Origin of the sequence: Chryseobacterium arthrosphaerae (assembly GCF_001684965.1) — a bacterium.
GTDB classification, from domain to species: Bacteria; Bacteroidota; Bacteroidia; order Flavobacteriales; family Weeksellaceae; genus Chryseobacterium; species Chryseobacterium arthrosphaerae.
Genome location: NZ_MAYG01000001.1, coordinates 1,510,587 through 1,537,149 on the forward strand (window position 1 = coordinate 1,510,587; position 26,563 = coordinate 1,537,149).

Below are 26,563 nucleotides of genomic sequence, written 5' to 3' on the forward strand. Positions count from 1 at the left end.
CAAAGGTACTAATTATTTTTCATCGTAAAAGTAAAATACAGGAATCTGTTTCCTGACAATAAAAAAAACAGAACAAATTGTCCTGCCTTTTTTCTATTTTCAATATTATTTTCAGAATCAGTTTCCTCCGAATTTGAAACCTACTCCAACCTGAGCAAAACTATTCTTTATCGTCCCTCCACTGTTATCATTAGAAAGGTTGGATACTCCCAGACTGTATCTTGCATCAAAGAAAAGGCCATTCTCAAGAGCATATTCTACCCCCAGGAAAGGAGCAAGATTCAGTGACTTGATATCTTTTTTGATATCGCCATCCTTTGTGTCCTCTCCTTCAACTTCCACATCAAAAAAATCTGATCCCAATACGGTTTTCTGCTTGGCAGTAAGAATGATCCCTACATTAAGACCCGCAGCAACGGAAAATCCTTCCGTAATAAAATATTTTGCGGAAACCGGCACCAAAAGTGTCCCAAACGTCACCTTGGTCTGTTCGCCAACGAATATCCCTCCGGCATTCACTCCATCTATCTTTTCTCTGGCTCCCAGTGGTGAATATAAAACCTCCCCCTGAAGGGCAAATTGATCATTGAATTTGTATTCTGCCATACCACCGATATAGAACGTATACTTGGGACTCATTTTTCTTGCTTCCAAATCATCCTGTTTATTATCCATTTTGATGGTAGACATTGCAAAACCTGCTTTAGGTCCGAATCTGAATTCCTGGGCATTTGCAGAAATTCCCAATACAGCGGTCGCTGTAATAAGTAAAAGTTTTTTCATAGTTATTAGTTATAATCTTATGTAAAGGATTGCGGCGCCGATTATTTCCAGACCGGCAATCCTTAATAAAAAACAGGACAAAAAACTGTCCTGTTCTTGTATTTTACAATATTTTCAGAATTTTAGTTTCCTCCGAATTTGAAACCTACCCCTACCTGAATGAAGCTGTTTTTAAGGGTTCCGTTTTCACCATCCTGTTTTTTCATCAGGTTAGAAACGCCTAAATTATATCTTGCATCAAAGAACAATCCGTTCTCAAGGGTATATTCAGCACCCACAAACGGAGCTAAATTCAGTTTATTCATGTGATCTTTCACATCCTCTGTTTCGCTTGTAGAATCAGAAACGGTCTGCCCTCCTGCTGATCCTGTTAAATCAGCTGTTACTTTTATTTTTGCAGAAGTAATAATTCCCACATTAAGACCAGCTGCAAATGCTAAGTTTTCTGTAGCATAATATTTCGCACTCACAGGGATCTGTACAGTTCCTATTTTCCAGTCAGATTTTTCAGTACCTGTAACAGTAGCTCCCATCATACTATAAGAAACAGTTTCTTCTTGTTTACCTCCTATTGGAGAGTATAATACTTCTCCCTGTACAGCAAACTTATCGTTGAATTTATATTCAGCCATTGCCCCCACATAAAAAGTAGATTTTGCATCAAAATTGTAAGTATGACCCTCACCAGTTGCTTTAAGCATTGATAAAGAATAACCTGCTTTAGGTCCAAATTTAAATTCCTGAGCGTTTGCAGAAATCCCAAGTACAGCGATCGCTGCAGTAAGTAAAAGTTTTTTCATTGTTATTAGTTCTAAGTTTAAGGACTGCAAAACTAATTATTTTTTTTAAAACACCAAATTTTGTCTTAAAATTCAAGGTTAATAAAAGGTTAACAGAAACTTTTACGTGTTATGGATTACTCGTTTCTCAATCTCTTTTCTTCATCATTATAAGCAAGAATAATCTTTCTTACAACAGGGTGTCTCACAACATCCTCCTCTGTAAGATGTACAAACCCGATCTCCTTCACTCCATTTAAAATCCTCATAGCCTCTTTCAGTCCGGACTGCTGATTTTTCGGAAGGTCAATCTGGCTCGGGTCACCTGTAATGATAAACTTTGCATTCATCCCCATTCTTGTCAGGAACATTTTCATCTGGGCATGAGTAGTATTCTGTGCTTCATCAAGAATTACAAAAGCATCATCCAGGGTACGCCCTCTCATAAATGCCAAAGGTGCCACTTCAATAACCTTCTTCTCCGTAAAGCCTTCCAGCTTCTCATGAGGAATCATATCACGAAGGGCATCGTATAATGGTTGTAAATACGGATCCAGCTTTTCTTTAAGATCTCCCGGTAAAAACCCAAGACTTTCCCCTGCTTCCACTGCAGGCCTTGTAAGAATGATTCTTTTCACCTCCTTATCTCTCAAAGCTCTTGCTGCCAAAGCAACACTGGTGTAAGTTTTACCCGTTCCCGCAGGGCCAATGGCAAAAACCATATCTTTTTTCTCCGTTTCCTTTACCAGTTTTTTAAGATTGGTGGTTTTGGCTTTAATGATTTTTCCGTTGACTCCTTTTACAATAATATCCTGGTCGAAGATCAGCTGTTTCTCATTTTCGTCCTTAATATTCAGAATATTTTCTACATCTTTCAGCTCTATCGAGTTGTTTTTAGAGATAAATTTTAAGATATCATCCAGTTTCTGCTTCAGTATATCCAGGGCTTCCTGATTTCCCATCGCAAAGATGAAATGATCTCTTCCTGTAATTTTAAGAGTGGGAAAGGTTGATTTTATTAAGTTGAAATATTGGTTATTAACTCCATAGAAGATTTTCGCATCAATATCTTCCAAATCATATGTCAATTCAAACATGCAGTATTTTTATTTTTAGATTTTAAAATTAAAGCTTTTTTTCAAATTTATATCAAATTCTTTTCAACAATCTTTCGGGCATTCTTTTTATTTTAAATAACTTTGCAATACTACACTATTCTATACATTGCTCATGTCAATTATTACCCTTACTTCGGATTTCGGAAATTTAGATTACAGAGTTGCTGCTGTAAAGGGCAAAATCCTGTCTCTAAATCCTGAGGTTAATATTATTGATATAACCCACGATATCCAGGCATTCAACCTTATACAGACTTCGTATATCGTAAGAAATGCATACAAATATTTCCCGAAAGGCAGCATTCATATCCTTTCGGTAGACAGTTTTTACAACAAATCAAGAAAAAACATTCTTTACAAAGCAGACGGTTCCTACTTCCTGGCGGCAGACAACGGGCTTCTGAGCCTTATCTTTTTCGATATTAAACCTGAAGCGATCTATGAGCTCACACTGAATAACCGTTTTGATGACGTCATCAACTTTACTTCTACGGATATTTTTGTTCCGGCAGCGGTGCATCTTGCGAATGGCGGGCTCCCGGAAGTGATCGGAAGAAAAATAGATACGGCCAAGCAGCTGATGTTCCCGAGAGCGGTATATAACGAATCTGAGGGAATGATCATTGGTGAAGTTACTTACATTGATAATTTCGGAAATATAATCTCAAATATCAATAAAGATTTTTTTGAAAATATCAGCAAAGGATACAACAGTTTCACGATAAAATTCAGGAACCTGAGTCTTTCCAGGATCTTTTCAAGCCATACGGAAGTGGTTTCGGATTGGGAAAGGGAGACGGAATTCCATGGTCAGTCTGCAGCAATTTTCAATGACAGTCAGCTATTGGAGCTTACCATCTATAAAGGGAGCAAGAAAAACGGTGCTAAAAGCCTGTTTGGGTTGAATGTAGGCGAAAATATCTATATTGAATTCAGCTAAAATTATATATTTCATAAAAAAACCGATTTTTTTTATATATTTGTCAAAATCTAAAAATCAAAAATGGCAGAATACAAACTATTGCTTCCTTCCATGGGAGAAGGTGTTATGGAAGCGACTATTATCACTTGGTTATTCAATGAAGGTGATAACGTAAAAGAGGATGACTCCGTAGTAGAAATTGCAACAGATAAAGTAGATTCAGACGTACCGACACCGGTTTCGGGGAAAATTGTAAAAATTTTAAAGCAAAAAGATGAAGTTGCAAAAGTAGGCGAAGCCATTGCGATTTTAGAAATTGAAGGCGAAGGTACTGCTTCTGAGGAAGTACAGGCAGAAACACCTGCTGCAGCTCCGGATGCTGAAACATTAAAAACGATTGAGCAGCCTTTACAGCAGACAATTGCTGCAAACGTTGAATTCTCAGGGGATCTGTATCTGTCTCCACTTGTAAAATCAATTGCACAACAGGAAAATATTTCTGAAGCTGAACTGAAATCTATCAAAGGAAGCGGTTTGGAAGGAAGAATTACCAAAGAAGATATTCTGGCGTATGTAGCCAACAGAGGAACGCAGCCGACTCCACAAGCAGCTCCGGTACAGGCAGCCTCTACTCCACAACCGGCAGTATCTGCTCCGGCAGCTACGATCCCGGTAAGTGCAGGTGATGAGATCATTCCAATGGACAGAATGAGAAAGATCATCGCTGAAAATATGGTGAAAGCAAAACAAATTGCTCCACACGTAACCTCTTTCATCGAAACAGACGTTACCAACGTTGTAAAATGGAGAAACAAAAACAAGGCAGTCTTCGAAAAACGTGAAGGTGAAAAACTTACTTTCATGCCTATTTTTGTAAAAGCTGTAGTAAAAGCGATCCAGGATTTCCCAATGATCAATGTTTCTGTAAATGGTGAAAATATCATTAAAAAGAAAAACATCAATATTGGTATGGCCACTGCTCTGCCAGACGGAAACCTTATTGTTCCTGTTATCAAAAATGCTGATCAGCTGTCTCTTTCAGGTCTTGCAAAAGCCATCAACGATTTAGCTTACAGAGCAAGAAACAAGAAATTAAGACCGGAAGATACTCAGGGAGCAACTTATACGATCTCTAATGTGGGAAGTTTCGGAAACCTTATGGGAACTCCGATCATTCCTCAGCCTCAGGTTGCTATTTTAGCTATTGGAGCTATCGTTAAGAAACCTGCAGTTCTTGAAACAGCAGATGGAGACGTGATTGCTATCAGAAACTTAATGTTTATGTCCCACTCTTATGATCACAGAGTTGTAGACGGTTCTTTAGGAGGAATGATGCTGAAACATGTTCACGATTACCTTGAAAACTGGGATCTGAATACAGAAATATAATACTTTTTCAGGAGAAATCTAAAAAAACAGAAGTTCAAACCATCACTCAATCAAAACAACAGACAGAATATATGAAAGGCGCAACTTTACTGGCAGTAATTTCACTGAGCATTATTATCCTTGTTGATCTTATCCAGCTTATTCTGGGCTTTACCGGAACCTATTCTATGGAGTTGTACACGGCCTTTGGGGTTATCAATCTTCTTTGTTTTGTGGGTATTCTGCAGTTTTTTGTTAAATTATACAACAAGCAGAAAGAATGAGTCCTGAACTTAGAGAGCTTTTTGAGATCAGACAGGATGAGGAAAAAAGCAGGCAGCCTTCTCAACAGAATATCTGGAAGCATATTATAATACGGCTTGCAGTAATTGTTTCGGGAACTATTGTATTCTTCATTATAATGAGTAAAGCCAGCGGCTGGGGAGCATTTGGTTTTGCTTTATATATGTTGATTTTCCATGTACTGTGGTTTCTCTTTATTTTTATAGAAGCTATCGTTCTCCAGAGCAATGAAAAGTATAAACTCAGAAATGTGAATTTCATTTTTATGGGAATTCTCCTGCTGCTGTACGGCATAGTATTCGCCCTTCTGGGCCTTTAAACAATATCAAAAAAGCTTTCCGGTCGGAAAGCTTTTTTTGATAGATGATTTATCAGAATAAAAAAATAAATCTTACAACAATTATTCTGCATTAACGATTCATAAACTCCTATTTTCCGGTGATTTTCTCTCTATGTAACTCACCCCATGCCATCAATTCCATGATTAACGGTTTTAATGATTTCCCATGATCAGTAAGCTCATACTCTGACTGTGCAGAATATTTAGAGATTCAAAAACAATAACCGGCTGCAGTTAGAAAAAACACTTGGATTTCCAGTAAAGGCTTTTAAAGCATGTAATTTCATCAAATAGTTTTATCTTTAAAGAAACGTTTCACCAATGGAATTAGATTTCAGAAAACTACTTGTCTCTAAATTATTTGGCTTTTCCAGGAAAGATGAGGAATTGATTATGAATGTTTATGACCAGTTATTTGAGCACTATAACATTTCAGTAATAGATATTAAAGATTCTCCTTATCATCAGTTTAAAACGGATGATCCCAATCTATTAAAAACACCGGAAATCTGCTACTACATTACCAATAAGGAAAAAACCAACCAATTCTACCTTTTCATCATGAATGTAATCGGTACATCAGCGAGAGGAGCCCGTATGACAGACCATAAAGACACCTTGGAAATCTGGGGATTAAAGAAGCTGGATGATGATTTTGGATTCATTTCGGTCAATAAGAAAAATTTTGCGGATAAAATCGCAGGAATCTTCAGTCGCTTCAATGTCAATTTCAAAGAAAATCAGGACTTTAAAGACTTTTATGTTCTGGGGAGCGATCCTTATAAAACCATGACATTTTTAAACCCGCACAGAAAGGAAGTCATCAAGGCCATTCCCGATGAAGATTTTAAAATTGAAGTAAAAAACAATCTATTAAGCTTCGGATTACCGAAAGTTTTAAACATCGAAAATGCATTGATAACTGCAGATTTTATGGAGAACATATAATTAACTTCCCGGAATTTTACCGTAAATTCATCCCATAAACAAAACAAATGCTGAAAATCTTTACCTTCATAAGGGATTCCCTTAAAAATTCTTTTGACAACATTCGGAATGAACAGCTGAAACACAACCTGCTTCAGGCTATTCCTTTCTGGATCGGGTCTGTGATCACCGGATTTTTTGCGGTACTCTATGCTCAGGTGTTTGCATGGGGCGAGAATCTCATGAATTTTATTTTTGACTGGCATGCCTGGATGATCTTCATCATTGCGCCTGTAGGTTTTGTATTATCCTGGTGGCTGGTAAAGGAATTTGCTCCCAATGCCAAAGGAAGCGGTATCCCACAGGTGATGGCCGCTGTAGAGCTCGCTAATCCGAAAGAGCATAAAAAGATCAGAAGCCTTTTAAGCATTAAGATTATTTTCTTCAAAATCCTTTCTTCGGTTATTCTGGTCATTGGCGGTGGTGCTGTGGGCCGTGAGGGTCCTACGATTCAGATCGCAGGGTCTGTATTCAGAAAAGTTAATGAATATCTTCCGGAATGGTGGCCTAAGATCTCCAAGAAAAACATGATCATGACAGGAGCTGCAGCCGGTCTTGCAGCAGCTTTCAATACGCCGTTGGGAGGAATTGTTTTTGCCGTGGAAGAGCTTTCGAAGACACATATCAATTATTTCAAGACAGCCCTGTTTACAGCTGTTATTATTGCAGGTTTAACGGCTCAGACCTTAGCCGGGTCTTATCTGTATTTAGGATATCCCAAAACGAATGATGTTTCCTTAATGGTCATGTTTCCGATTATCCTTGTAGCTGCTGTTGCCGGTATCCTTGCAAGCCAGTTGTCTGTTATTATGCTCAGGATCAACGGATGGAAAAAGAAAACCCTGAAAACAGATCAGGCCAACATCATATTTCTGATTGTCTGTGCCCTGATTATTGCTTCAATAGCCTATTTCATCAACAGGGAAATTCTCGGCTCCGGAAAAGAGATCATGGAAAGAGTCCTTTTTACCAAAGATAAGCATGAAGATTGGTATGTTCCTGTTTTGAGGATGCTTGGTCCTGCCCTTTCTTTTACTTCAGGAGGAGCAGGCGGTATTTTTGCCCCGGCCCTGACTGCGGGTGCCAGCATTGGCTCTGTAATTTCAGGAGCGATTCATCTTACGCCTAATGAAACCAATGTGGTGGTTCTCGGCGGAATGGTAGCATTCCTGACAGGAATTACCAGAGCACCGTTTACTTCAGCCATTATCGTTCTGGAAATGACAGACAGACATTCACTGATATTTCATCTGATGCTTGCCGGCATGGTTTCTTCCATTGCGTCTATTCTTGTAAGCAGGCATTCATTGTACGATGTTTTAAAAATAAATTTCTTAACAGAAATAAGAAAAGATTAAAAAAATTAATAAAAACAATCACAATTCATTAAATACAAAACGTTAACTATTTGGTTTTTAGCATAATTTTAATTACATTTGGATTACAACCAAAAAAAAATATTACTGTTATGCGAAAAATTTTACTACTGGCAACATTCGTTGCTCTTCCTGTATTGGGTTACAGCCAAATATTTCAAGAAGATTTTGATGGAAACGGCCCCGGTATTGCAGCCTGGACGACAATTGACGCTGACGGATTAACCCCCGCTTCCGGTGTAGATTTTATTACCAATGGATGGAACCGTATTGACCGGGATGGTACGGATGGTGGCTTTGGAGGCCCTGCAGGTAATTATGCAGCCATGAGTACATCATGGTACACGCCGGCAGGAACTTCAAATGACTGGCTGATATCACCACAGATAGCCATATCAGGAGCTTCTCCTACATTATATTGGGATGTAAAAGCGCAGGACCCCGATTATCCGGATGGCTACAAAATCATGCTTTCTCCTACCGGGGGAAATACCGTGGCAGATTTCACAGTAGAGCTTTACAATACAGCAGGTGAAAACTCCTGGTGGACAAGCCGTGCCTTAAGTCTTACCCCTTATATCGGACAAAATGTAAGAATTGCTTTTGTAAATAACAGTAATGATAAATTCATGCTGATTGTTGACAATATCAAAGTAGACTATACTTATGTAGAACCCCCGATAACCTACTGCGGACCTTTAAGTTTTATTGACATATTCGGTGATCCTGCCGATGAGCCTATTACATTGGTAAACTTTGCTGGAATCAACAACGTAACAAGCAATGCTCTTGGTACCGGAACTTCCCACGAATATTTCCTGAGCCAAACGGCTACCGTCACTCAGGGACAATCCTACGATATTACATTGAAAGGAAATACAGGCGGTAACTGGGAAAACAGTTTTGTTGTATTTATAGACTGGAATCAAAACGGAACTTTAGATGATGCCGGTGAAGTATATGAGGTAACCCAGACCATCCAAAACTCTAATGGTACAGACGCTATCCAGGCAGTACATTCTATAACAGTTCCCGCCAATGCATTACCGGGGAATACCAGAATGAGGGTAAAAAAACTATACGGAACCATTGATGATGATCCCAGCCTCACAGCTCCCTGTATAGGTGGGGCGTATGGTCAGGCAGAAGATTATACGGTAAATGTTCTCGCTTCTTCTCTGGCAACACATGAAGTTACTAAGAAAAATGCTTCATTCAGGGTATATCCGAATCCTGTAACTCAAATTTTAAATATTGATTCGCAGGAAAAAATACAATCAGTAAGCGTATTTGACGCTACAGGCAGAAATGTATTAAGCTCTGAAGTTAATCAGGCGAAATATAATGTAGATTTATCTAAACTAACTTCGGGAACATATATTGTTACTGTAAAAACCGAAAACGGATCACAATCTGCAAAAGTGATTAAGAAATAATAGTACACAAAAATAGAAGTAAAAAAAGACCTGTTTTTTGACAGGTCTTTTTTGGCATTATATTCAATTTTTAAAAGCTCCAATAGCGACATTTCTTAAATTACAGACTTGTTGTATTGTATTTTCTGGATTCCGGAATAAGATTTTCTGAAATATATTCCCATTCAATACTCAACTATTTCACCACTACTCTTGCATATACAAAATATATTTTCTACTTTTGCACCTCGAAATAATTAACAAATTTATTTAACATTATGAACAATTACGAAACTGTTTTCATTTTAACTCCCGTTCTATCTGAGTCACAGGTAGAGGAAGCAGTGAACAAGTATGTAGATCTTATCAAAGAAAAGAACTGCGAAATCGTTGCTAAAGAAAACTGGGGATTAAAAAAATTAGCTTATCCGATCCAATTGAAAAAGAACGGGTTCTATACTTTAATCGAATTTAAAGGAGAAGGTTCTGTAGTAGCTGACTTAGAATTGGCATTCAAGCGTGACGAGAGAGTAATCCGTTACCTTACTACAAAACTTGACAAGCATGCTGTAGAGTACGCTGTAACTAGAAGAGCTAAAGTAAAAGCGGCTAAAGCTTAATTATTAACCCTATTTTTTAAAAAAGACAAGACATGGCAATAGATGAAATGGCTAAACAAGCCTCAGCAGGAGGAGAATCAGAAGTAAAATTCCTTACTCCGCTTGATATCAATACAAAATCTGAAAAGAAATATTGTAGATTCAAAAAATACGGAATTAAGCACGTTGATTACAAAGATGCTGATTTCTTATTACAATTCGTGAACGAGCAAGGTAAAATTTTACCAAGAAGATACACCGGAACTTCTTTAAAATACCAAAGAAAAGTTTCTGCTGCTATCAAAAGAGCAAGACACCTTGCATTACTACCATACGTAGCTGACTTATTAAAATAAGACAAAAAATAAATAAAAGAAGAGAGCAATCTCTTCTTTTGTTGCTGAATACATCATTAATTCTAACTTGATTTTAGACTATACACTAAAATCTAAAAAAGGACAACAACAATGGAAATTATCCTAAAAAAAGACGTAGAAAACTTAGGACTTGAGTTTGATACAGTAAACGTAAAGCCAGGTTATGCTAGAAACTTTCTTATCCCTCAAGGATTTGCGCTTTTAGCTACTCCTAAAAACAAAGCTGCTTTAGAAGCTACACTAGAAGCAAGAAAAGAAGAAGAAGCTAAATTGATCGCTGCTGCTAACGCTGTAGTGGAGCAATTGAAGAAAACTTCTATCACTATTCCTGCAAAAGTAGGTGCTGGTGATAAATTATTCGGATCTATCAACAATGCTGATCTATCTGCTGCTTTAGAAAAAGCTGGTGTTTCTGTAGAGAAGAAATATATCAAAATTCCTGGTAACACTATCAAGAGAACTGGTAAATTTGCTGCTCTTATCAGACTTCACAGAAATGTTGAGTACAACTACGAATTCGACATCGTTTCTGACGCTCCGGTTGAAGCTGCTCCTGCTAAGAAAGAAGAAGCTAAAACAGAAGAAGCTTAATAAGCGACTGAGAATTTCTCACCATACAAGACCACTTCATTTATTTGAAGTGGTTTTTTTGTGCACAGTAAAAACAGGAATATGAGACAATTTAATGAATGCTCCCCGGAATTTTACAATTCTGCAGTCCTTTTTAACATCATATCATTTCCCTGTCATCCATAACCCTGCCCCCTGAATCTCACATACCTCAATAACTCTCCCACTCTAAAACTCCCAGACTCCCAAAACTACCTGTCACCCCTCAGTTTCTGCTGATATTCCGTAGGAGCTACCCCAATTACTTTTTTGAAAATATTGCTGAAGGAAGACAAACTGTTATAGCCCACCATCATCGCAATTTCATACATATTGTACTTCCCTTCCAGCATCAGCTCCAAAGATCTGGTAATTCTTAAAGCACGCAGAAAACGAACGTAATTCATGCCTAAAATCTCTTTAAATTTCCTCGATAAGGTTCTCGTGCTCATGCCGAATTCTTTGGCGGTAGATTCTATGGTAAGGGGCTTTTCAAGGTTGGCATGGATGTACCTTGCAATCTTCAGTAAAGTTTCATCTTTCGGAAACGGATGCTGAACAGGAAAAGCCAGTTTCTTATCTCTTTTTTCCAGCAGAATACCTTTCAGCGCTTTGAGGAAATAATATTTTGAACCGTCATTTTTTGTGATTTTCCCATCCCAGTCTTTTGTATATAAAATCATTTCCCTTAGCAGTTCATTCACTGAATAAATATTAATTTCATCAAAAAAGCCACTTTCGTCTTTTTCTTTTTTAAAATAAAAGTTGTACAGATCAACTTTCGGACTGGTAGAAAACAGATAATGCGGTGTTCCTGCAGGAATCCACATAAAGCATCTTGCCGGAAGATACCAGTGCTTCAGATCCGTAAAAACATGTACAATACCTCCTTCTGCATACACCAATTGTGCAGAACTGTGGTAATGTATATCCGTCGTAATATTTCCTGTAAGCACATGATATACATAAAACTCTGCATCTTCATCTTCTACGGCTTCAAAATGGCTGTCATTCATAGAATAAAGATAGGAAGATTTTTTTAAATGGCGTAAATGAACAAATCTTTTTCTCTTTTCACAAATAGAGTCTCCGGGTCATCGCCGTAACTTTGCTGCATCAAAATCATTTTAGCAAAAATCCTTTAATTAATTTATGAATATGATATTGAACGCATGCCGGTATCAGTGCATTGCGTTGTGCTTAGTATTGAGCAGTTTCTTTCACGCACAAATGACAGATTACCGGCATCTAAGCCTGGAACAGGCAATAGAGATCGGCTTAAAGAACAACAAAAATATACAGATCAGCCATCTGAAACAGGAAATGTCCGCTACCAAAGAGAAAGATCTCAAAATGGAAAAACTTCCGGACATTGAATTTCATACCAGCTATACGCAGGTGACCAACCTGTATCAACATCAGGACGGAGTTTTCAATAAAGCCACAAAATACGATGCCATCAACGGTATGTATGATTTTACCCTATCAGCTTCCATTCCTTTGTATATGGGTGGAAAAATCAGAAACACAGAAAAAAAGGCAGCCATTGATACCGAAATTTCGGCACTGAAAACGCATCTGGATGAAAGACAGCTTAAGATGGAGATCATTACTGCATTTTTACAGATCCATCATTTAAAAGAACAGCAAAACCTTATCAATGATAAGATGAAAGAGGACTCTGTAAACATCAGACAGGTGAAAACCCTTAAAGCCAATGGTATAGTTACAGTAAATGAAGTGTTGAGAACCTCCTTACAGCTTTCCAACCATACGATGAGCTGGACGGAACTCGATAATGACATACAGATTGCAGAACACAAGCTGAAAACCATTCTTTCACTCCCTGAAAACCAGGAAATGCACGTCAATACGGAAGACCTTATTTCTGATCAGACAGCAATACCCTATATTGATGAATTAACGGAAACTGCTTTACGTAAAAATGAATCTGTTGAAATTACCCATAAAAACCTTTCTTTAAAAGAACTGGATCAGAAAATCACAAAAGCCGATTATCTGCCTAAAATTACAGCAGGCGGCGAGTATTTCCTGAAGTATCCGAATATGATGTTCTTCCCTCCAGAACCCTATGCCTACCGTCTGGGAATGATCGGAATGAATCTGACCTACCCTATTGAAAACCTGTATAAAAACAAGTACAGAATGCAGGAAGCCAGGGAAAATATAAATCTGGCTCAACTTCAGATTGAGGAAAATGAAGAAAAAATCAGACATAACGTCTATGAAGCTTACAAAAAGTTTGAAGAAACCGGTGAGAAAGTAAAAATTGCTGAAGAAGCGATTAACCAGGCCAAAGAGAACTATCGTATTGTAAAAACGAAATATGCCAATAAACTCAGCCTGATCACAGAACTGATCGATGCAGACAATACTTATCTGGAAGCAGAATCCAATCTTATCTCCGTAAAAATTAACAGACAACTTAAATATTATCAACTCCAATATACGATTGGAAACTTATAAAAACTATGGCAAAGAAACAACTGACACAAAAGGAAAAAAGAATCAACAAAAGCATCACGGTACTGGCCTGGGTACTTATCATCAGCGGAATCACGGGGATGGTCAGCTTTTATCTTTTCTCGAGAAAAAATGTCACGACGAATGACGCTCAGATCGAACAATATATTACTCCTGTATCCAGCAAAGTTTCAGGTTTTATCAGGACGATAAAGTTTAACGAAAATCAGTTTGTTCACAAAGGGGATACTTTGATCGTCATCGACAACAGGGAGTTTGTGAACCAGGTACAGATGGCAGAAGCCGGCCTTCATGCCAATGCAGCCACCATCACCTCTATTGAAAGCGGTGTAAGCACCAAAGAAAGTGACACCAAAATCATTGATGCCAAAATAGCTTCAGCGAAAATCGATATCTGGAAAACAGAACAGGATTTTAAAAGATATAAAAACCTCCTGGCAGAAGATGCTGCTACAGAACAGGAATTTGAAAATGTAAAGGCATCTTATGAACAGTCAAAAGCCAATCTTTTGGCATTGGAACAGCAGAAAAATGCAGTAAAAGCAGGTGCCAGTGAGCAACAGACAAAAGTTGCTCCTGTGAAAAGCCAGATTCAGCAAAGTTCAGCGAACCTGAATAATGCCCGCCTTTTCCTTTCCTATACCGTCATTACGGCTCCTTATGATGGATGGGTAGGTAAAAAGACCATTCAGGAAGGGCAGCTGATCAAAGAAGGACAGGCATTGGTGCAGATGGTCAGCAAAGAAAAATGGATCATTGCCAATTATAAAGAAACACAGCTTGGACAAATCGATCAGAAGCAGGAAGTCATCATTACTGCAGATGCTTATCCGGATATTGAATTCAAGGGAAAAATCCTTTCTGTTTCTCCAGCTTCAGGGTCTCAGTTCTCATTGGTAAAACCGGATAATGCTACAGGAAACTTCGTGAAAATTGAGCAGAGATTTCCCGTAAAGATCATTCTTGACCATAATAAAAACAATGAAAAACTGCTTTCCGGAATGAATGTGATGGTGAGTGCGAAGAAGATATGAGTTGGAGTGAGCGAGGATTTTAAAGTATTAGAACATACTGTTATTCAATCCATTTCTTTTCAAATTTTTAGAATTAAATTATTTTTTAGCGAAAAGGCAAAAACCGCAAAATAGCGAATCTGCAAATTTTTTCTTAAAGCATATTTGCCATTTTATCTTTTTACTCTTTTTTTACACCTTTGCCCTTTTGTCTTTTCGCATTTTTTAAGCCGAAAAGGCTTCTATAATCATCATAACTAAGGAAAACAGTCCACCCCATCGGGTTTATCAGATGACAATCCTTTTCCACCTTTTAAAGAACATGCAACACAATACAGTTTATCATCAATGGGTACCACAATGGCTGAAACTGCCGCTTCTTACCCTGGCATTGTTTCCCCATCTGATGCTGTTGTCACTGTTACATTCCAACAGTGCCTTCACATCTTCTTTTATGGATGTAGATTCAGACGACATCCAATACTTAATGATTTTGATGTATGGGACATTTGTGGTTACCCTTTTAGTCTTACAGCGGTTTATGGCCTATTTCAGTGTGAAATATTATGTCCTGCTGATGTCCTCTGTTTCAGTGATCATTCTCTACGTATTATCGGTCACCAATGACTACCATGTGATTTTAGTGATCCGGTTTCTGGAAGGGATTTTCGGACTGCTTGAGGGAGCTATTTTCCTTCCGCTGATTGTCGCCGAACTGAAAACAAAACACGCTAAAGTTTTTTCTTATCTTTTAATGTATGCCATAATGCTGACAGGGGGTACCGTGACAACTTCTTTATTAAAATCAAGCATAGAAAATTATGATTTCCGACATATGGTCCTGATGATGATTTACTTTCATGTATTTGTACTGATCATCGGGATTACGATCTTTAATAAAAACAGGTTCTTCCCTAAAAAACCTTTATATCAATTGGATATTACCAGCTGGTTCCTCCTTTGGGTCTGTTTACAGGCAGGTGGATATGCAGTTATTTACGGCAAAAGACTTATGTGGTTTGAGTCAGATACCATTATCATGTGTCTGTTTATATTCCTGATCTCCGGAGGCCTGTTTATGCTTAAACAGCGAAATTCAAAACGACCTTTGTTCCATTTTGAAGTTTTCAGTTCAAAAAATGTAATTGCAGGAATGATCCTTTTCTTTATTTTCTATCTGATAAGGTCCGGGCTGAATAATGTATACAGCATTATGGCAACGGTATGGAAGTGGCCATGGGATTATATTGTGAATATCCAGTACTGGAATGTTGGCGGAACGCTGCTGGGAGTATTTCTGTCAGGGATCTGTCTGGTAAAAGGTATTTCTTCAAGAATTGTTTTCTTTACGGGATTTCTGTTGCTGGCCGTAGACTGTGCCTGGTTTACCTATACATTTTATCCGGACACTACTCTTTCTACCATATGCCCGCCTTTATTCCTTCAGGGGGTAGCGCAGGGATTATTATTTACTCCGCTGGTTTTTTTCTTAATTTCAGGAATGCCCGAAGAATATGTTGCGAACGCCACAGCTTTAGGAACAACTACCCGTTTCTGGACCACTGCAATCGGATATGCCTTAATGCAGAACCTGATGCTCTTTTTAACCTTAAAACATTCGGACACGCTGAGCTTTAACCTTACAGATACGAATCCTGTTTTCTATAACCAGTGGAATCAGCTTTTCGGGGCTCATCTTTCAAAGCTGCCGGTGAATGAATCTCTGTCATTGACAGCCGGAGCTTTTAAAACCAAGATAACAGCGCAGGCCATCCTGCTTTCCAATATGGAAATTTTCACAGGTTTATTCTGGCTGGCATTCTTAACTGCGCTTCTATTACTCCTCTATCATCCGGTAAAAATAGCGGTGAGGAATATTATGTAGCGATGAAAGAAAGAAAGAAAGAAAGAAAGAAAGAAGGTAGAAAGCTGGAAGAACGAAGTTACTGAAGAATTCAATAATGAGCGAGGTCAATTTAACTGATAATTTAATCCATCCATTCCGGTTTTTTACTTAAATACTCTTGCCTTCTTTAAACGGCCACCAACCACTTTGGCCGGCTTATTGTTGCTTGTTTTCCGTTACAATATCATAGTAGTCACTTACGTTTAACAGAAAAGCCTTCATATGGAAATTGAAAGAATTTTACAGAGCCAGAGAGATTTTTTTGCAACACATCAGACCAAAAGTCCGGCATTCCGGAAAATGTATCTTGAAAAATTGAAAAATCTGATTGTATCCAATGAAAATATGCTGTATGAAGCCATCTACAAAGATTTTGGCAAATCCAGGTTTGATACATTCACTACAGAGCTTTCTTTTGTACTGAAGGATATTGATTATTATCTGAAAAACTTAAAATCACTTACCAGACCTGAAAAAGTAAGCACCAATCTTGCCAATCAGCTCGGAAACAGCAGGATTTATGCTGATCCGTTGGGCTGTATCCTGGTTATCGGAGCCTGGAACTATCCTTATCAGCTGTCATTATCTCCTGTTATTGCTGCCATGGCTGCAGGCAACTGCTGTATTCTGAAACCCAGTGAAATTGCGGAAAATACCATGAAGGCTATGGCTCAGATCATCAATGAAAACTTCCCGGCGGAATATCTGTACGTATATGAAGGTGGTGTTGAAGAAACCACAAAACTTTTAAAACTGAAATTTGACAAAATATTCTTTACCGGCAGTACAAGGGTAGGAAAAATAGTTTACAAAGCAGCTGCAGAGCATCTTACCCCTGTTGTCCTTGAGCTGGGTGGAAAATCTCCCGCTATTGTTACCAAAGATGCCAATCTGGACATTGCAGCCAAAAGAATAGTGTGGGGCAAGTTCCTGAATGCAGGACAAACCTGTGTGGCGCCTGATTACCTATTGGTGGAAGAAACCGTTCAGGAACAGTTTCTGGAAATGCTGAGGAAATACATTAAAGAATTTCAGTACACACCGGATTCAGAACAGTATACAAGAATCATCAATCTTAAAAATTTTGAGAGACTTACCCGGCTGATTGATAAGGAAAAACTCTATTTCGGAGGGAATTTCAATGTGCAGCAGCTTTACATTGAGCCTACGATTCTTCATTATATCGGATGGCAAGATGAGATCATGCAGGAAGAAATTTTTGGACCTCTCCTGCCTGTCATTGGTTTTAAAAATTATAATGCTGCATTAAACGATATTTTAGAGCTTGAAAAACCGCTTGCGGCTTATCTCTTCACCCATAATTCAGAAGAAAAAGAAGCATTTACCCGAAAACTTTCTTTCGGGGGTGGCTGCATCAATGATACGGTGATGCATCTGAGCAATGATCATCTTCCGTTTGGTGGTGTGGGAAATTCCGGCATTGGCAGTTATCACGGAAAATTTGGTTTTGAAGCTTTTACCCATCAGAAAGCTGTTCTCGAACGGGTAACCTGGGGCGAACCCAATATTAAATATCCACCGTATTCTGAGAAAAAACTAAGCTGGATCAAAAAACTTTTATAGCTTCTGCAGATTTTTAAAGACAATAAAAAAGGTTGCTTCTATGGGAAACAACCTTTTATTTTTATCCTTTAGGAGACCAGGTGGTAAAGAAATCTTTTACTTTTTGCAACCCGTATCCTTTGCCTTCTTCAAGCACTGAACTGTCTTTCAGGATATGAAGAACTTTTCCGTTTTTGTCTAAAACAATGAAAAACGGATACCCCTGCTTCTCTTTAATATCAACATATTTGGAAAAAGCCTTTTCATTTTTATTATCCGGAGAATAGTTCATGTGGTAGTATACATAGTTTTTGTCTACCAGTTCCTTCAGTTCAGGAGTCGTCTGTACAAAATTATTGAAACGCAGACACCAGATACACCAGTTTCCACCAGCCTGTATCATGATATTTTTGCCTTCTTTCTTAGCCTGGGCAATTACTTTACTGATATCTTTCTGAGCATCTGCTTTAGGATCGTAAGGCTTTGGAAGTTTTGCCTTTTCTTCCGCAGACTTTTTCTTCGCTTCAAGCTCTGTCTGATCAGTTTTTACCAGCAGCGTATTATCCGGCATTTTTGTTTCCTGTGGTATATTGGTAGTTTGTGAAAAACCTAATACACCCAATCCAAGAAAAGCTATAATTGTTAATTTTTTCATAACATAAAAGTAAAAAAATAATATTTATCCCTCTGCAAAAATAGAACCATAATTTTATTATCACTAAATTTGCGTGTTTTATGAATTTTCTAATCAAAATATTATATCTGATCTCCAAGCTTCCGCTGAAAATATTATACATTTTTTCGGATGTTATCTTTTTCTTAAACTATTATTTTGTAGGGTACAGAAAAGAGGTCATCACTCAAAACCTGAAAAATTCCTTTCCTGGTAAGTCTGAGGAAGAAATCAAAGAAATCAGAAAAAAATTCTATCTCAATTTTTCCGATTATCTGGTTGAAACCATCAAGTCTTTCAGTATTTCTGAGACAGAATCCAGAGTGAGAATGCAGCACATCAACCAACACCTGTTTCACGAAGCGAAAGAGGAAGGAAAAAACATCATCTTACTTGCGGGACACGTTTTCAACTGGGAATGGATCAATGCGCTGGCAAGAATTATTCCTCAGGCTCACTGTCATCCTGTCTACAGAAAGGTTAATAATGATTTCTGGGAAAACCAGATGAAAAAGGTCAGAAATAAGTTTGGGAATGAAGCACTGGAAGCCAATGAAGTAATTCTGAATATTTTCCGTTCTAAAAACAATGGTGACTCTGCCTATATGTTTGTAGCAGACCAGACCCCTCATTTTGCTCATGTCACCTACGGATTAGAGTTCTTGAATCAGCGGACACCGGCTTTTATAGGGTATGATAAACTGGCCACAAGAATGGACCTTGTTTTCATCTATTGCGAAATGAAAAAAGTAAAACGGGGTTATTATCAGGTCAACTATCACAGAATATATCCTGACGGTGAAAAGTTTGTGGAAAATGAAGTGGTAAGAAAATTCCATAAGCTGTTGGAAAACACATTACACAAGCACCCTGACAATTATCTTTGGTCACACAGAAAATGGAAATATCAGGATTCGATCAAAAATTTTGATTCTGACAAAAAATAGATTTACATGCAGAAAAAACTGGCCATTGCCATCTTAAACTGGAATGGGAAAAACTGGCTTGAGAAATTTCTTCCGGGTGTAGTTCAATTTTCTCAAAATGCGGATATTTATGTTATCGACAATCTTTCTACGGATGATTCAGTAGCATTCCTGAATGCTAATTTTCCGACTGTAAAAGTGATAAGAAATAATGACAATTACGGATTTGCAGGCGGATATAATGAAGGGCTGAAAGAAATTCCCCACGAATATTACTGCCTTCTCAATTCTGATGTAGAAGTTACTGCCAACTGGACAGATCCTATATTGGAGCTTTTCGGGAAGGATAAGTCAATTTCAGCAATTCAGCCTAAAGTTTTATCTTATACCAATAAAAACTATTTTGAATTTGCCGGCGCTGCCGGAGGACTGATTGATAATCTGGGTTATCCATACTGCAGGGGAAGGATTTTTGATCATCTGGAGGAAGACAAGGGACAATATGATGACGAAGCAGAAATATTCTGGGCATCAGGATGCTGTCTTTTTATCCGTTCTAAAGATTTCTGGGAACAGAAGGGTTTTGATGCAAGGTTTTTTGCCCATCAGGAAGAAATCGATCTATGCTGGAGGCTCATCAATTCAGGAAAAAAAGTTTTTTACACCGGAAAATCAAAGGTTTATCATGTAGGTGGTGGAACACTGAACAAGCAAAGTGCACAGAAAACCTATTTAAACATCCGCAATAATCTTTCGATGGTGCTTAAGAACCTTCCTTTTCCTAAAGTAATCTGGGTGATCGCTATCAGACTCTGCCTTGATGGTGCAGCCGGAATTTATTTCGGGATAAAACTAGGTTTGCCCCACCTCTGGGCAGTCGTAAGAGCTCATTTCGGCTTTTACGGACAGGCTCCGGGAACATGGAAACTTCGACAGAAACACCAGAAAAAAGATTACTATCAATCAAAATGGCTGATATTTAAACACTTTTTAGGTGGAAGCAAATAGATAACTTCAATTTCAAATCTCAAATTTCAAATTTCAAACGTTAAACAATGGATTTCTGCGCAATAGATTTTGAAACGGCAACTCACGAGAAAAGTTCTGCGTGTGAGATGGGAATTTGTGTAGTACAGGATTCTAAAATTGTAGAGACTAAAACATGGCTGATCAAACCGCCAAGCTTCCCTTACTTCAGTAAATTTAATATTGCGGTACATGGAATACAGCCTGAAGATGTGCAGGACGCTCCCACTTTCGACGAGATCTGGTATGAAGCCCAGGATATGATGTATGGCAGCTTAATGATTGCCCACAATGCAGGATTTGATGCTTCCGTTCTGAGAGGCTGCTTTGAGCATTACGGAATGTTTGCTCCTAATATCAACTATCTGTGCAGTATACAGCTCGCAAAAAAATCATGGAACTATCTGCCCAAATATGGATTAAAGCCATTGGCTGACTACCATCAGATCCAGTTCAACCATCACAGGGCGGGTGCTGATGCAGAAGTCTGCGCAAAAATATCTTTACTGGCTTTTGAGAAACTTTTCATCACCAGAAATGAAGAAATAAATGACTCTGTTTTAAAGAAATACATCAAAAAGCTGTAACTTTAAAACAAAAACCATGAAAAAACTTTTACTATGCATTACCGCAATCGCCGGTATTTCTGTGCATGCACAGACTCCTCTTCATAATACAGACTGGTATCTGAAAAAAGTGATCAGAAATAACATCACCTATCATCTTCCACAAAACAGCGAAATAGGAACTCCTGTTTTGACTTTTTCTCCGCATTTCAACAGCCCGCCACCTCCCGGTTCTATTACGGAGATGAAAAATATTATCTGTGGGAATACCATCTGGGCTATTATATATGATTCCGGAATAACGGCCAACAGTTTCAGTTTCTGGAGTAAAGGTATGGGGAATATGAATAACTGCACACTTCCTGAAAACGTTGCTTTTTACAATCAGTATATCGGCTATTTTTCCAAGAATTATTTTGATTACACGTATGAGATTACCTATAGCGGGGGAGTAAAAACCCTTACGCTTACGGATGTTTTTGGAGAACAGGCTGTTTATCAATATGAGACACTGGGGACAAAAGAATTTCAGGGCGGTCAGAACAGCCAAAAGGTAAGCATTTATCCTACCCCTGTAAAAGAAGGTTTCGTTTATCTTAAAAATGCAGACCGGGTTGAATGGATAAAAATATATAATGCAGAAGGAAAATTAATTCTTCAGGATCATTATTCAGATGCTAAAATTAATGTCTCTAACCTGCTAAAAGGGGGCTACTTTATGGAAGTAAAATCTCAAAGTGGTATTAGCAGACATAAATTAATTAAGGAATAATTCTCAGTTACTTAAAACTTCAGACAGCAGGTTGAATTTCGGGATATCAATCTCGAAGGTTTCCTGTGTTTCAAGGTTTTTAACCAGGTATTTTCCGCTCATGTTTCCTACACCGGAACGGAGCATTACATTAGAGAAATAAGCGAAATTTTCGCCGGTTCCTATTTCAGGGGTCAGGCCTATTACGCCGTCACCTATAATCTCTGTATATCCGAATCCTACATCGAAGATGAGCCATTTTCTTTTCAAGACTTTAATAGGAAAACTTCCGTCATTTTCTATGGTTATATTGTATTTAAAAACATAACGGTTTTCGGATGGATAACTGTTTTTACTATCATATTCAGGTATTACTGAAACTTTGATATTGGAAGTCATTTTTGAAAACATCATTGTAGTATTTTCTTAATAGATACAAAAATCTCGCCTTTTTTAAGGCGAGATTGTATATTTATATTATAATTTTATTAAAATTATAATCCAAGGCCTTTTCTTTCGTCACCTCCCATTAAAATTTCAACAGGATTGTCGATACCTTCTTTTACCGCTACAAGGAATCCTACAGACTCTTTTCCGTCGATAATTCTGTGGTCATAAGACATGGCAACGTACATCATTGGTCTGATTACAACCTGTCCGTCAACAGCAACCGGTCTCTGGATAATATTGTGCATTCCAAGGATTGCAGATTGCGGAGGGTTGATAATTGGTGTAGACATCATAGATCCGAAAGTACCACCGTTTGTAATCGTGAAAGTACCACCCGTCATTTCGTCAACAGTAATTTTACCGTCTCTTACTTTTGTAGCAAGATCCTTGATGTTGGCTTCAATAGCACTGAAAGACATGTTTTCTGCATTTCTCAATACAGGCACCATTAATCCTTTAGGACCGGAAACTGCAATTGAAATATCGCAGAAGTCATAGTTTACTTTGAAGTCTCCGTCGATGGATGCATTTACATCCGGATACATTTGTAATGCTCTTGTTACCGCTTTCGTAAAGAAAGACATGAAACCAAGTCCTACTCCGTGTTTCTGAGCAAATTCCTCTTTATATTGCTTTCTTAATCTGAAGATTTCAGACATGTCAACTTCGTTGAAAGTTGTTAACATCGCTGTTTCATTCTTCACAGAAACTAATCTCTGAGCGATTTTTCTTCTTAAAACTGAAAGCTTGGTTGTTGTTGTAGATCTTGAACCTGTTGCTGTAAGCGGATTTCCTCCTAATGCAGGAACTGCAGCCAATTCAGCATCAGTTTTAGTGATTCTTCCGTCTCTTCCTGTTCCTGAAACCTGAGCAGCATCCATTCCTTTTTCGTCAAGGATTTTCTTAGCAGCCGGAGACGGAGCTCCTGTAGCATAAGTTTGTGGAGCAGCAGCCGGAGCAGCTGGTTTTGGAGCTTCCTGTTTAGCAGGTTCAGCAGCTTTCGGAGCCTCTTCCTGTTTTGGAGCTTCAGCAGCAGGTGCAGCACCTTCTGGTTTTGCAGCATCCATATCAATTAAACAAACTACCTGACCTACCTGTACCACATCACCTTCTTCTGCTTTCAAAGTGATCACACCACTTTGTTCTGCCGGCAATTCAAGAGTTGCTTTGTCTGAGTCTACTTCAGCGATAGGTTGATCTTTTTCTACATAATCACCATCTTTTACAAGCCAAGTTGCAATTTCAACTTCTGTAATTGATTCGCCCGGTGAAGGAACTTTCATTTCTAAAACTGACATATCGAGTATTTTTTATTTTTTAATTGATTATTATTTTAATTAAGCTGTTACTGGTCTTTTTGCAGGAGCATCATCTCTGTCGAATACTCTGTTGATCACTGCATTCTGGTTTTTCTCAAACATTTTGTGGCTACCCGGAGCTGGTGCACCGCTTGGTACCGGAGCTACCACCTGGATTCCTGTATCTCTGAAGTTTCTCAGGATATAAGACCAGGCTCCCATGTTTTCAGGTTCTTCCTGAGCCCAAACCAATTGTTTTCTGTTTTCATATTTGTTGAAGATGGCTTCAACAGCATCTGTCTGAAGCGGATATAACTGTTCGAATCTTACCAATGCAATATTTTCACAGTTAAGTTCTTCTTTCTTCGCCAATAATTCAAAGTAAAGTTTACCTGAACAAAGAACTAATTTTTCTACTTTTTTAGGATCTGCAGTAGGATCGTCCAGGATTGGCTGGAATGAACCTGTAGCGAAATCTTCAAGCGGAGAAACTACTTTAGGGTGTCTCAACAGAGATTTAGGGCTCATTACGATCAATGGTTTTCTGAACGCCCACTTCAACTGTCTTCTCAATAAGTGGAAGTAGTTGGCAGGTGAAGTAATATTGGCTACCACCATGTTTTCATTCGCACAAAGTGTTAAAAATCTCTCCAGTCTTGCTGAAGAGTGCTCAGCACCCTGTCCTTCTGAACCGTGAGGCAACAGCATTACCAATCCGTCCTGAATTTTCCATTTTTCTTCTGCAGCAGCTAAGTACTGGTCAACGATGATCTGTGCACCGTTTACGAAATCTCCGAACTGAGCTTCCCAGATCGTTAATGTATTTGGAGAAGCCATTGCATATCCGTAGTCAAAACCTAGCACCCCATATTCTGAAAGGTGAGAGTTGTATACATCAAATCTGTTTTCTGAAACATGTCTTAACGGGATATACTCTTCTTCTGTATCTTCTGTTTTTACTACCGCATGTCTGTGAGAGAAAGTACCTCTTTCCACATCTTCTCCGGAAATTCTTACGTTGTGTCCTTCTACAAGAAGCGTAGCATAGGCCAGCCATTCTCCTAACGCCCAGTCTAATGAATTGGCTTCAATAGCTTTGATACGGTTATCGAAAAGTCTTGTAATCTTGTTGATGAACTTTTTATCGGCAGGAAGTGTTGACATTTTAATTGCCAGCTCCTTCAGTTTAGCCAGATCATATTTTGTATCTACCGGTAACTGAACTGCTCCTCTCTTACCAATCGGATAGTTTACCCAATCTTCAGCCATGAACACATCCATTACGTTTTTCTCAATTTCTTTAGACGCATCAAAGTCTTTATCTAAAAGTGCTTTGAATTCCGTTTCCATTTTTGCAATGACATCATTGGAAGTAACGCTGTCCTTCAGTAATTTATCTTTATAAATTTCTCTTGGATTCGGGTGTTTTGAAATGGTTTTGTACAGGTTAGGCTGAGTAAATCTCGGCTCATCCCCTTCGTTGTGACCGTATTTTCTGTATCCTAAAAGGTCGATGTAAACGTCTTTTCCAAACTTCGCTCTGAAGTCAGCCGCAAAGTGGATCGCATGAACTACCGCTTCAGCATCGTCAGCATTTACGTGCATTACAGGAGATTCTGTAACTTTTGCAATGTCTGTACAGTATGTTGAAGATCTGGCATCCATATAATTGGTGGTAAACGAAACCTGGTTGTTGACAACGATATGCACCGTACCTCCTGTTCTGTACCCTTCAAGAGTCATCATCTGAGCGACTTCATAAGCAATACCCTGTCCTGCAATAGCACCGTCACCATGGATGATGATAGGCAATACTTTAGAGTAATCTTTGTATTTATCGTCTACTTTTGCACGGCAGATACCTTCTACCAAAGCAGCAACGGTCTCAAGGTGAGACGGGTTTGGAGTAAGGTTAATGCAAACTTCTTCTCCTGAAGCTGTTTTAATCTTTTTAGATGATCCTAAGTGATATTTAACGTCACCTGAGAATACATCTTCTTCAAATTCTTTCCCTTCAAATTCTGAGAAGATCTGCTTGTATGATTTACCGAAAATATTAGTCAGTACATTAAGTCTACCTCTGTGAGCCATCCCCAATACTACTTCATCTACTCCTAACTGAGAAGATCTTGAGATCAGCTGGTCTAAAGCCGGGATTAATGTTTCCCCTCCTTCTAATGAGAATCTTTTCTGCCCTACAAATTTGGTATGAAGATAGTTTTCAAAGGCTACAGCCTGGTTTAATTTTAATAAGATCTCTGTTTTTTCATTCGCAGAAAGGCTTGGGTGGTTTTCGTTTACCTGAAGCCATCTTTTGATAAAATCTTTTTCCTCAACGTTGTTGATGTGCATATATTCTACCCCGATAGAATCACAGTAGATGTTTTCAAGGTGCTTGATCAAATCTGCCAAAGTAGCAGGCTCTTTCATTCCTGTTTCAACCGCACAGTTGAATTTTGTATTTAAATCTTCTTTAGAAAGACCGAAGTTCTCGATGTCTAAAGTAGGGGTATAGTGTCTTCTTTCTCTAACCGGGTTTGTTTTGGTAAACAGGTGCCCTCTTGTTCTGTAAGCTTCAATAAGGTTTACTACCTTAAATTCTTTTTTGATATGCTCAGGAACCTCTCCGTTTGATACTGCCTGAGAAATCTGTTGTACTGCCGGAGCAGCGCTGGCCGAAGCCTGAATAAATTGAATGTTATCGTCATCTCCGTAGTTCTCCAAAGCAAAATCGAAGCCTTGAAAGAAAGCTTTCCATGATGGTTCTAAAGAATCCGGGAATTTTAAGTACTGTTGGTATAAATCCTCAATTAACTGAGAATGAGCTGCGTTTAGGAATGAAAATCTGTCCATTATTACAGTTTATCTATTTATTAAAATTTATTTGTAGAATTAATCTTCAAATTTAAT

Annotated in this window: 27 protein-coding genes; 18 read left to right on the forward strand and 9 right to left on the reverse strand. The window is 38.3% G+C overall.

All coding sequences use genetic code 11. From position 1 onward, the window contains the following. Nucleotides 1-117: 117 nt before the first annotated feature. The 3 genes from BBI00_RS06880 to BBI00_RS06890 all read right to left on the reverse strand — a co-directional run bounded on the left by BBI00_RS06880 (nucleotide 118) and on the right by BBI00_RS06890 (nucleotide 2,659). On the reverse strand, nucleotides 118-783 hold the full coding sequence (locus BBI00_RS06880) for a porin family protein (RefSeq protein ID WP_065398070.1): 666 nt from the start codon (nucleotides 781-783) through the stop codon (nucleotides 118-120). Between the two features lie 122 nt (nucleotides 784-905). After that, complete coding sequence (locus tag BBI00_RS06885; protein WP_065398071.1) at nucleotides 906-1,583, reverse strand: porin family protein; 678 nt, start codon at nucleotides 1,581-1,583, stop codon at nucleotides 906-908. 116 nt (nucleotides 1,584-1,699) lie between these two features. Beyond that, nucleotides 1,700-2,659: a PhoH family protein gene (locus BBI00_RS06890; RefSeq protein WP_065398072.1), complete on the reverse strand. Its 960-nt coding sequence runs from the start codon at nucleotides 2,657-2,659 to the stop codon at nucleotides 1,700-1,702. Between the two features lie 133 nt (nucleotides 2,660-2,792). Here BBI00_RS06890 and BBI00_RS06895 point away from each other — a divergent pair, with 133 nt between their 5' ends. The 4 genes from BBI00_RS06895 to BBI00_RS06910 all read left to right on the forward strand — a co-directional run bounded on the left by BBI00_RS06895 (nucleotide 2,793) and on the right by BBI00_RS06910 (nucleotide 5,592). Then, the gene (locus BBI00_RS06895; RefSeq protein ID WP_065398073.1) at nucleotides 2,793-3,620 is read left to right on the forward strand and encodes an SAM hydrolase/SAM-dependent halogenase family protein; all 828 of its coding nucleotides are present in this window, start codon (nucleotides 2,793-2,795) and stop codon (nucleotides 3,618-3,620) included. 63 nt (nucleotides 3,621-3,683) lie between these two features. Beyond that, nucleotides 3,684-4,991, forward strand: a complete 1,308-nt coding sequence (locus BBI00_RS06900; RefSeq protein ID WP_065398074.1) for a dihydrolipoamide acetyltransferase family protein — start codon at nucleotides 3,684-3,686, stop codon at nucleotides 4,989-4,991. A gap of 71 nt (nucleotides 4,992-5,062) precedes the next feature. Continuing rightward, complete coding sequence (locus BBI00_RS06905) at nucleotides 5,063-5,254, forward strand: hypothetical protein (protein ID WP_065398075.1); 192 nt, start codon at nucleotides 5,063-5,065, stop codon at nucleotides 5,252-5,254. Further along, nucleotides 5,251-5,592, forward strand: coding sequence for a hypothetical protein (locus BBI00_RS06910; protein ID WP_065398076.1), 342 nt, complete (start codon nucleotides 5,251-5,253; stop codon nucleotides 5,590-5,592). The genes BBI00_RS06905 and BBI00_RS06910 overlap by 4 nt, the downstream gene beginning before the upstream one ends. Nucleotides 5,593-5,701: 109 nt before the next feature. On the opposite strand, the gene BBI00_RS22915 is transcribed toward BBI00_RS06910, so the two are convergent. After that, nucleotides 5,702-5,824 (reverse strand): winged helix-turn-helix transcriptional regulator, encoded by a 123-nt coding sequence (locus BBI00_RS22915; RefSeq protein WP_083988532.1) that lies wholly within the window; start codon nucleotides 5,822-5,824, stop codon nucleotides 5,702-5,704. 110 nt (nucleotides 5,825-5,934) lie between these two features. On the opposite strand from BBI00_RS22915, the gene BBI00_RS06915 reads away from it, so the two are divergent. The 6 genes from BBI00_RS06915 to rplI all read left to right on the forward strand — a co-directional run bounded on the left by BBI00_RS06915 (nucleotide 5,935) and on the right by rplI (nucleotide 10,958). Beyond that, a complete protein-coding gene (locus BBI00_RS06915) occupies nucleotides 5,935-6,561 on the forward strand; it encodes a hypothetical protein (RefSeq protein WP_065398077.1) in 627 nt (208 codons plus the stop codon). A gap of 47 nt (nucleotides 6,562-6,608) precedes the next feature. Beyond that, on the forward strand, nucleotides 6,609-7,958 hold the full coding sequence (locus BBI00_RS06920) for a chloride channel protein (RefSeq protein ID WP_065398078.1): 1,350 nt from the start codon (nucleotides 6,609-6,611) through the stop codon (nucleotides 7,956-7,958). A gap of 110 nt (nucleotides 7,959-8,068) precedes the next feature. Then, entirely contained in the window at nucleotides 8,069-9,412 is a 1,344-nt protein-coding gene (locus BBI00_RS06925; RefSeq protein ID WP_065398079.1) for a T9SS-dependent choice-of-anchor J family protein, read from the forward strand. Between the two features lie 257 nt (nucleotides 9,413-9,669). Beyond that, entirely contained in the window at nucleotides 9,670-10,011 is a 342-nt protein-coding gene (rpsF, locus tag BBI00_RS06930) for a 30S ribosomal protein S6 (protein WP_047095723.1), read from the forward strand. A 32-nt stretch (nucleotides 10,012-10,043) separates the two neighbouring features. Then, nucleotides 10,044-10,346, forward strand: coding sequence for a 30S ribosomal protein S18 (rpsR, locus tag BBI00_RS06935; RefSeq protein WP_002979091.1), 303 nt, complete (start codon nucleotides 10,044-10,046; stop codon nucleotides 10,344-10,346). Nucleotides 10,347-10,457: 111 nt separating this feature from the next. Beyond that, entirely contained in the window at nucleotides 10,458-10,958 is a 501-nt protein-coding gene (gene rplI / locus BBI00_RS06940) for a 50S ribosomal protein L9 (RefSeq protein ID WP_065398080.1), read from the forward strand. A gap of 230 nt (nucleotides 10,959-11,188) precedes the next feature. Here rplI and BBI00_RS06945 read toward each other — a convergent pair whose 3' ends face one another. After that, nucleotides 11,189-11,992: a helix-turn-helix domain-containing protein gene (locus tag BBI00_RS06945; protein ID WP_065398081.1), complete on the reverse strand. Its 804-nt coding sequence runs from the start codon at nucleotides 11,990-11,992 to the stop codon at nucleotides 11,189-11,191. A 136-nt stretch (nucleotides 11,993-12,128) separates the two neighbouring features. Between BBI00_RS06945 and BBI00_RS06950 the strand changes: the two genes are divergently transcribed. From BBI00_RS06950 to BBI00_RS06965, 4 genes are all read left to right on the forward strand, one after another. After that, nucleotides 12,129-13,463, forward strand: a complete 1,335-nt coding sequence (locus tag BBI00_RS06950) for a TolC family protein (RefSeq protein WP_228394731.1) — start codon at nucleotides 12,129-12,131, stop codon at nucleotides 13,461-13,463. A 5-nt stretch (nucleotides 13,464-13,468) separates the two neighbouring features. Beyond that, the gene (locus BBI00_RS06955) at nucleotides 13,469-14,515 is read left to right on the forward strand and encodes an HlyD family secretion protein (RefSeq protein ID WP_065398083.1); all 1,047 of its coding nucleotides are present in this window, start codon (nucleotides 13,469-13,471) and stop codon (nucleotides 14,513-14,515) included. A 301-nt stretch (nucleotides 14,516-14,816) separates the two neighbouring features. Continuing rightward, on the forward strand, nucleotides 14,817-16,379 hold the full coding sequence (locus BBI00_RS06960; protein ID WP_065398084.1) for an MFS transporter: 1,563 nt from the start codon (nucleotides 14,817-14,819) through the stop codon (nucleotides 16,377-16,379). Between the two features lie 243 nt (nucleotides 16,380-16,622). Beyond that, nucleotides 16,623-17,984: an aldehyde dehydrogenase gene (locus BBI00_RS06965; RefSeq protein ID WP_065398085.1), complete on the forward strand. Its 1,362-nt coding sequence runs from the start codon at nucleotides 16,623-16,625 to the stop codon at nucleotides 17,982-17,984. 61 nt (nucleotides 17,985-18,045) lie between these two features. Here the strand turns inward: BBI00_RS06965 and BBI00_RS06970 are convergent, their stop codons facing one another. Then, nucleotides 18,046-18,618 (reverse strand): thioredoxin family protein, encoded by a 573-nt coding sequence (locus BBI00_RS06970; RefSeq protein WP_065398086.1) that lies wholly within the window; start codon nucleotides 18,616-18,618, stop codon nucleotides 18,046-18,048. An 80-nt stretch (nucleotides 18,619-18,698) separates the two neighbouring features. Between BBI00_RS06970 and BBI00_RS06975 the strand changes: the two genes are divergently transcribed. From BBI00_RS06975 to BBI00_RS06990, 4 genes are read left to right on the forward strand one after another with little or no spacing between them, the layout of a single operon-like run. After that, nucleotides 18,699-19,583, forward strand: coding sequence for a lysophospholipid acyltransferase family protein (locus BBI00_RS06975; RefSeq protein WP_065398087.1), 885 nt, complete (start codon nucleotides 18,699-18,701; stop codon nucleotides 19,581-19,583). Nucleotides 19,584-19,589: 6 nt separating this feature from the next. After that, nucleotides 19,590-20,570 (forward strand): glycosyltransferase family 2 protein, encoded by a 981-nt coding sequence (locus BBI00_RS06980; RefSeq protein WP_065398088.1) that lies wholly within the window; start codon nucleotides 19,590-19,592, stop codon nucleotides 20,568-20,570. 47 nt (nucleotides 20,571-20,617) lie between these two features. Then, nucleotides 20,618-21,175: a 3'-5' exonuclease gene (locus BBI00_RS06985; protein ID WP_065398089.1), complete on the forward strand. Its 558-nt coding sequence runs from the start codon at nucleotides 20,618-20,620 to the stop codon at nucleotides 21,173-21,175. A 16-nt stretch (nucleotides 21,176-21,191) separates the two neighbouring features. Then, complete coding sequence (locus tag BBI00_RS06990) at nucleotides 21,192-21,926, forward strand: T9SS type A sorting domain-containing protein (RefSeq protein ID WP_065398090.1); 735 nt, start codon at nucleotides 21,192-21,194, stop codon at nucleotides 21,924-21,926. A gap of 3 nt (nucleotides 21,927-21,929) precedes the next feature. Here the strand turns inward: BBI00_RS06990 and apaG are convergent, their stop codons facing one another. The 3 genes from apaG to BBI00_RS07005 form a co-directional block, all read right to left on the reverse strand. Then, the gene (gene apaG / locus BBI00_RS06995; protein WP_065398091.1) at nucleotides 21,930-22,319 is read right to left on the reverse strand and encodes a Co2+/Mg2+ efflux protein ApaG; all 390 of its coding nucleotides are present in this window, start codon (nucleotides 22,317-22,319) and stop codon (nucleotides 21,930-21,932) included. A gap of 80 nt (nucleotides 22,320-22,399) precedes the next feature. Beyond that, complete coding sequence (gene odhB / locus BBI00_RS07000; protein WP_065398092.1) at nucleotides 22,400-23,653, reverse strand: 2-oxoglutarate dehydrogenase complex dihydrolipoyllysine-residue succinyltransferase; 1,254 nt, start codon at nucleotides 23,651-23,653, stop codon at nucleotides 22,400-22,402. Between the two features lie 39 nt (nucleotides 23,654-23,692). After that, entirely contained in the window at nucleotides 23,693-26,506 is a 2,814-nt protein-coding gene (locus BBI00_RS07005) for a 2-oxoglutarate dehydrogenase E1 component (RefSeq protein WP_065398093.1), read from the reverse strand. Between the last annotated feature and the right edge of the window lie 57 nt (nucleotides 26,507-26,563).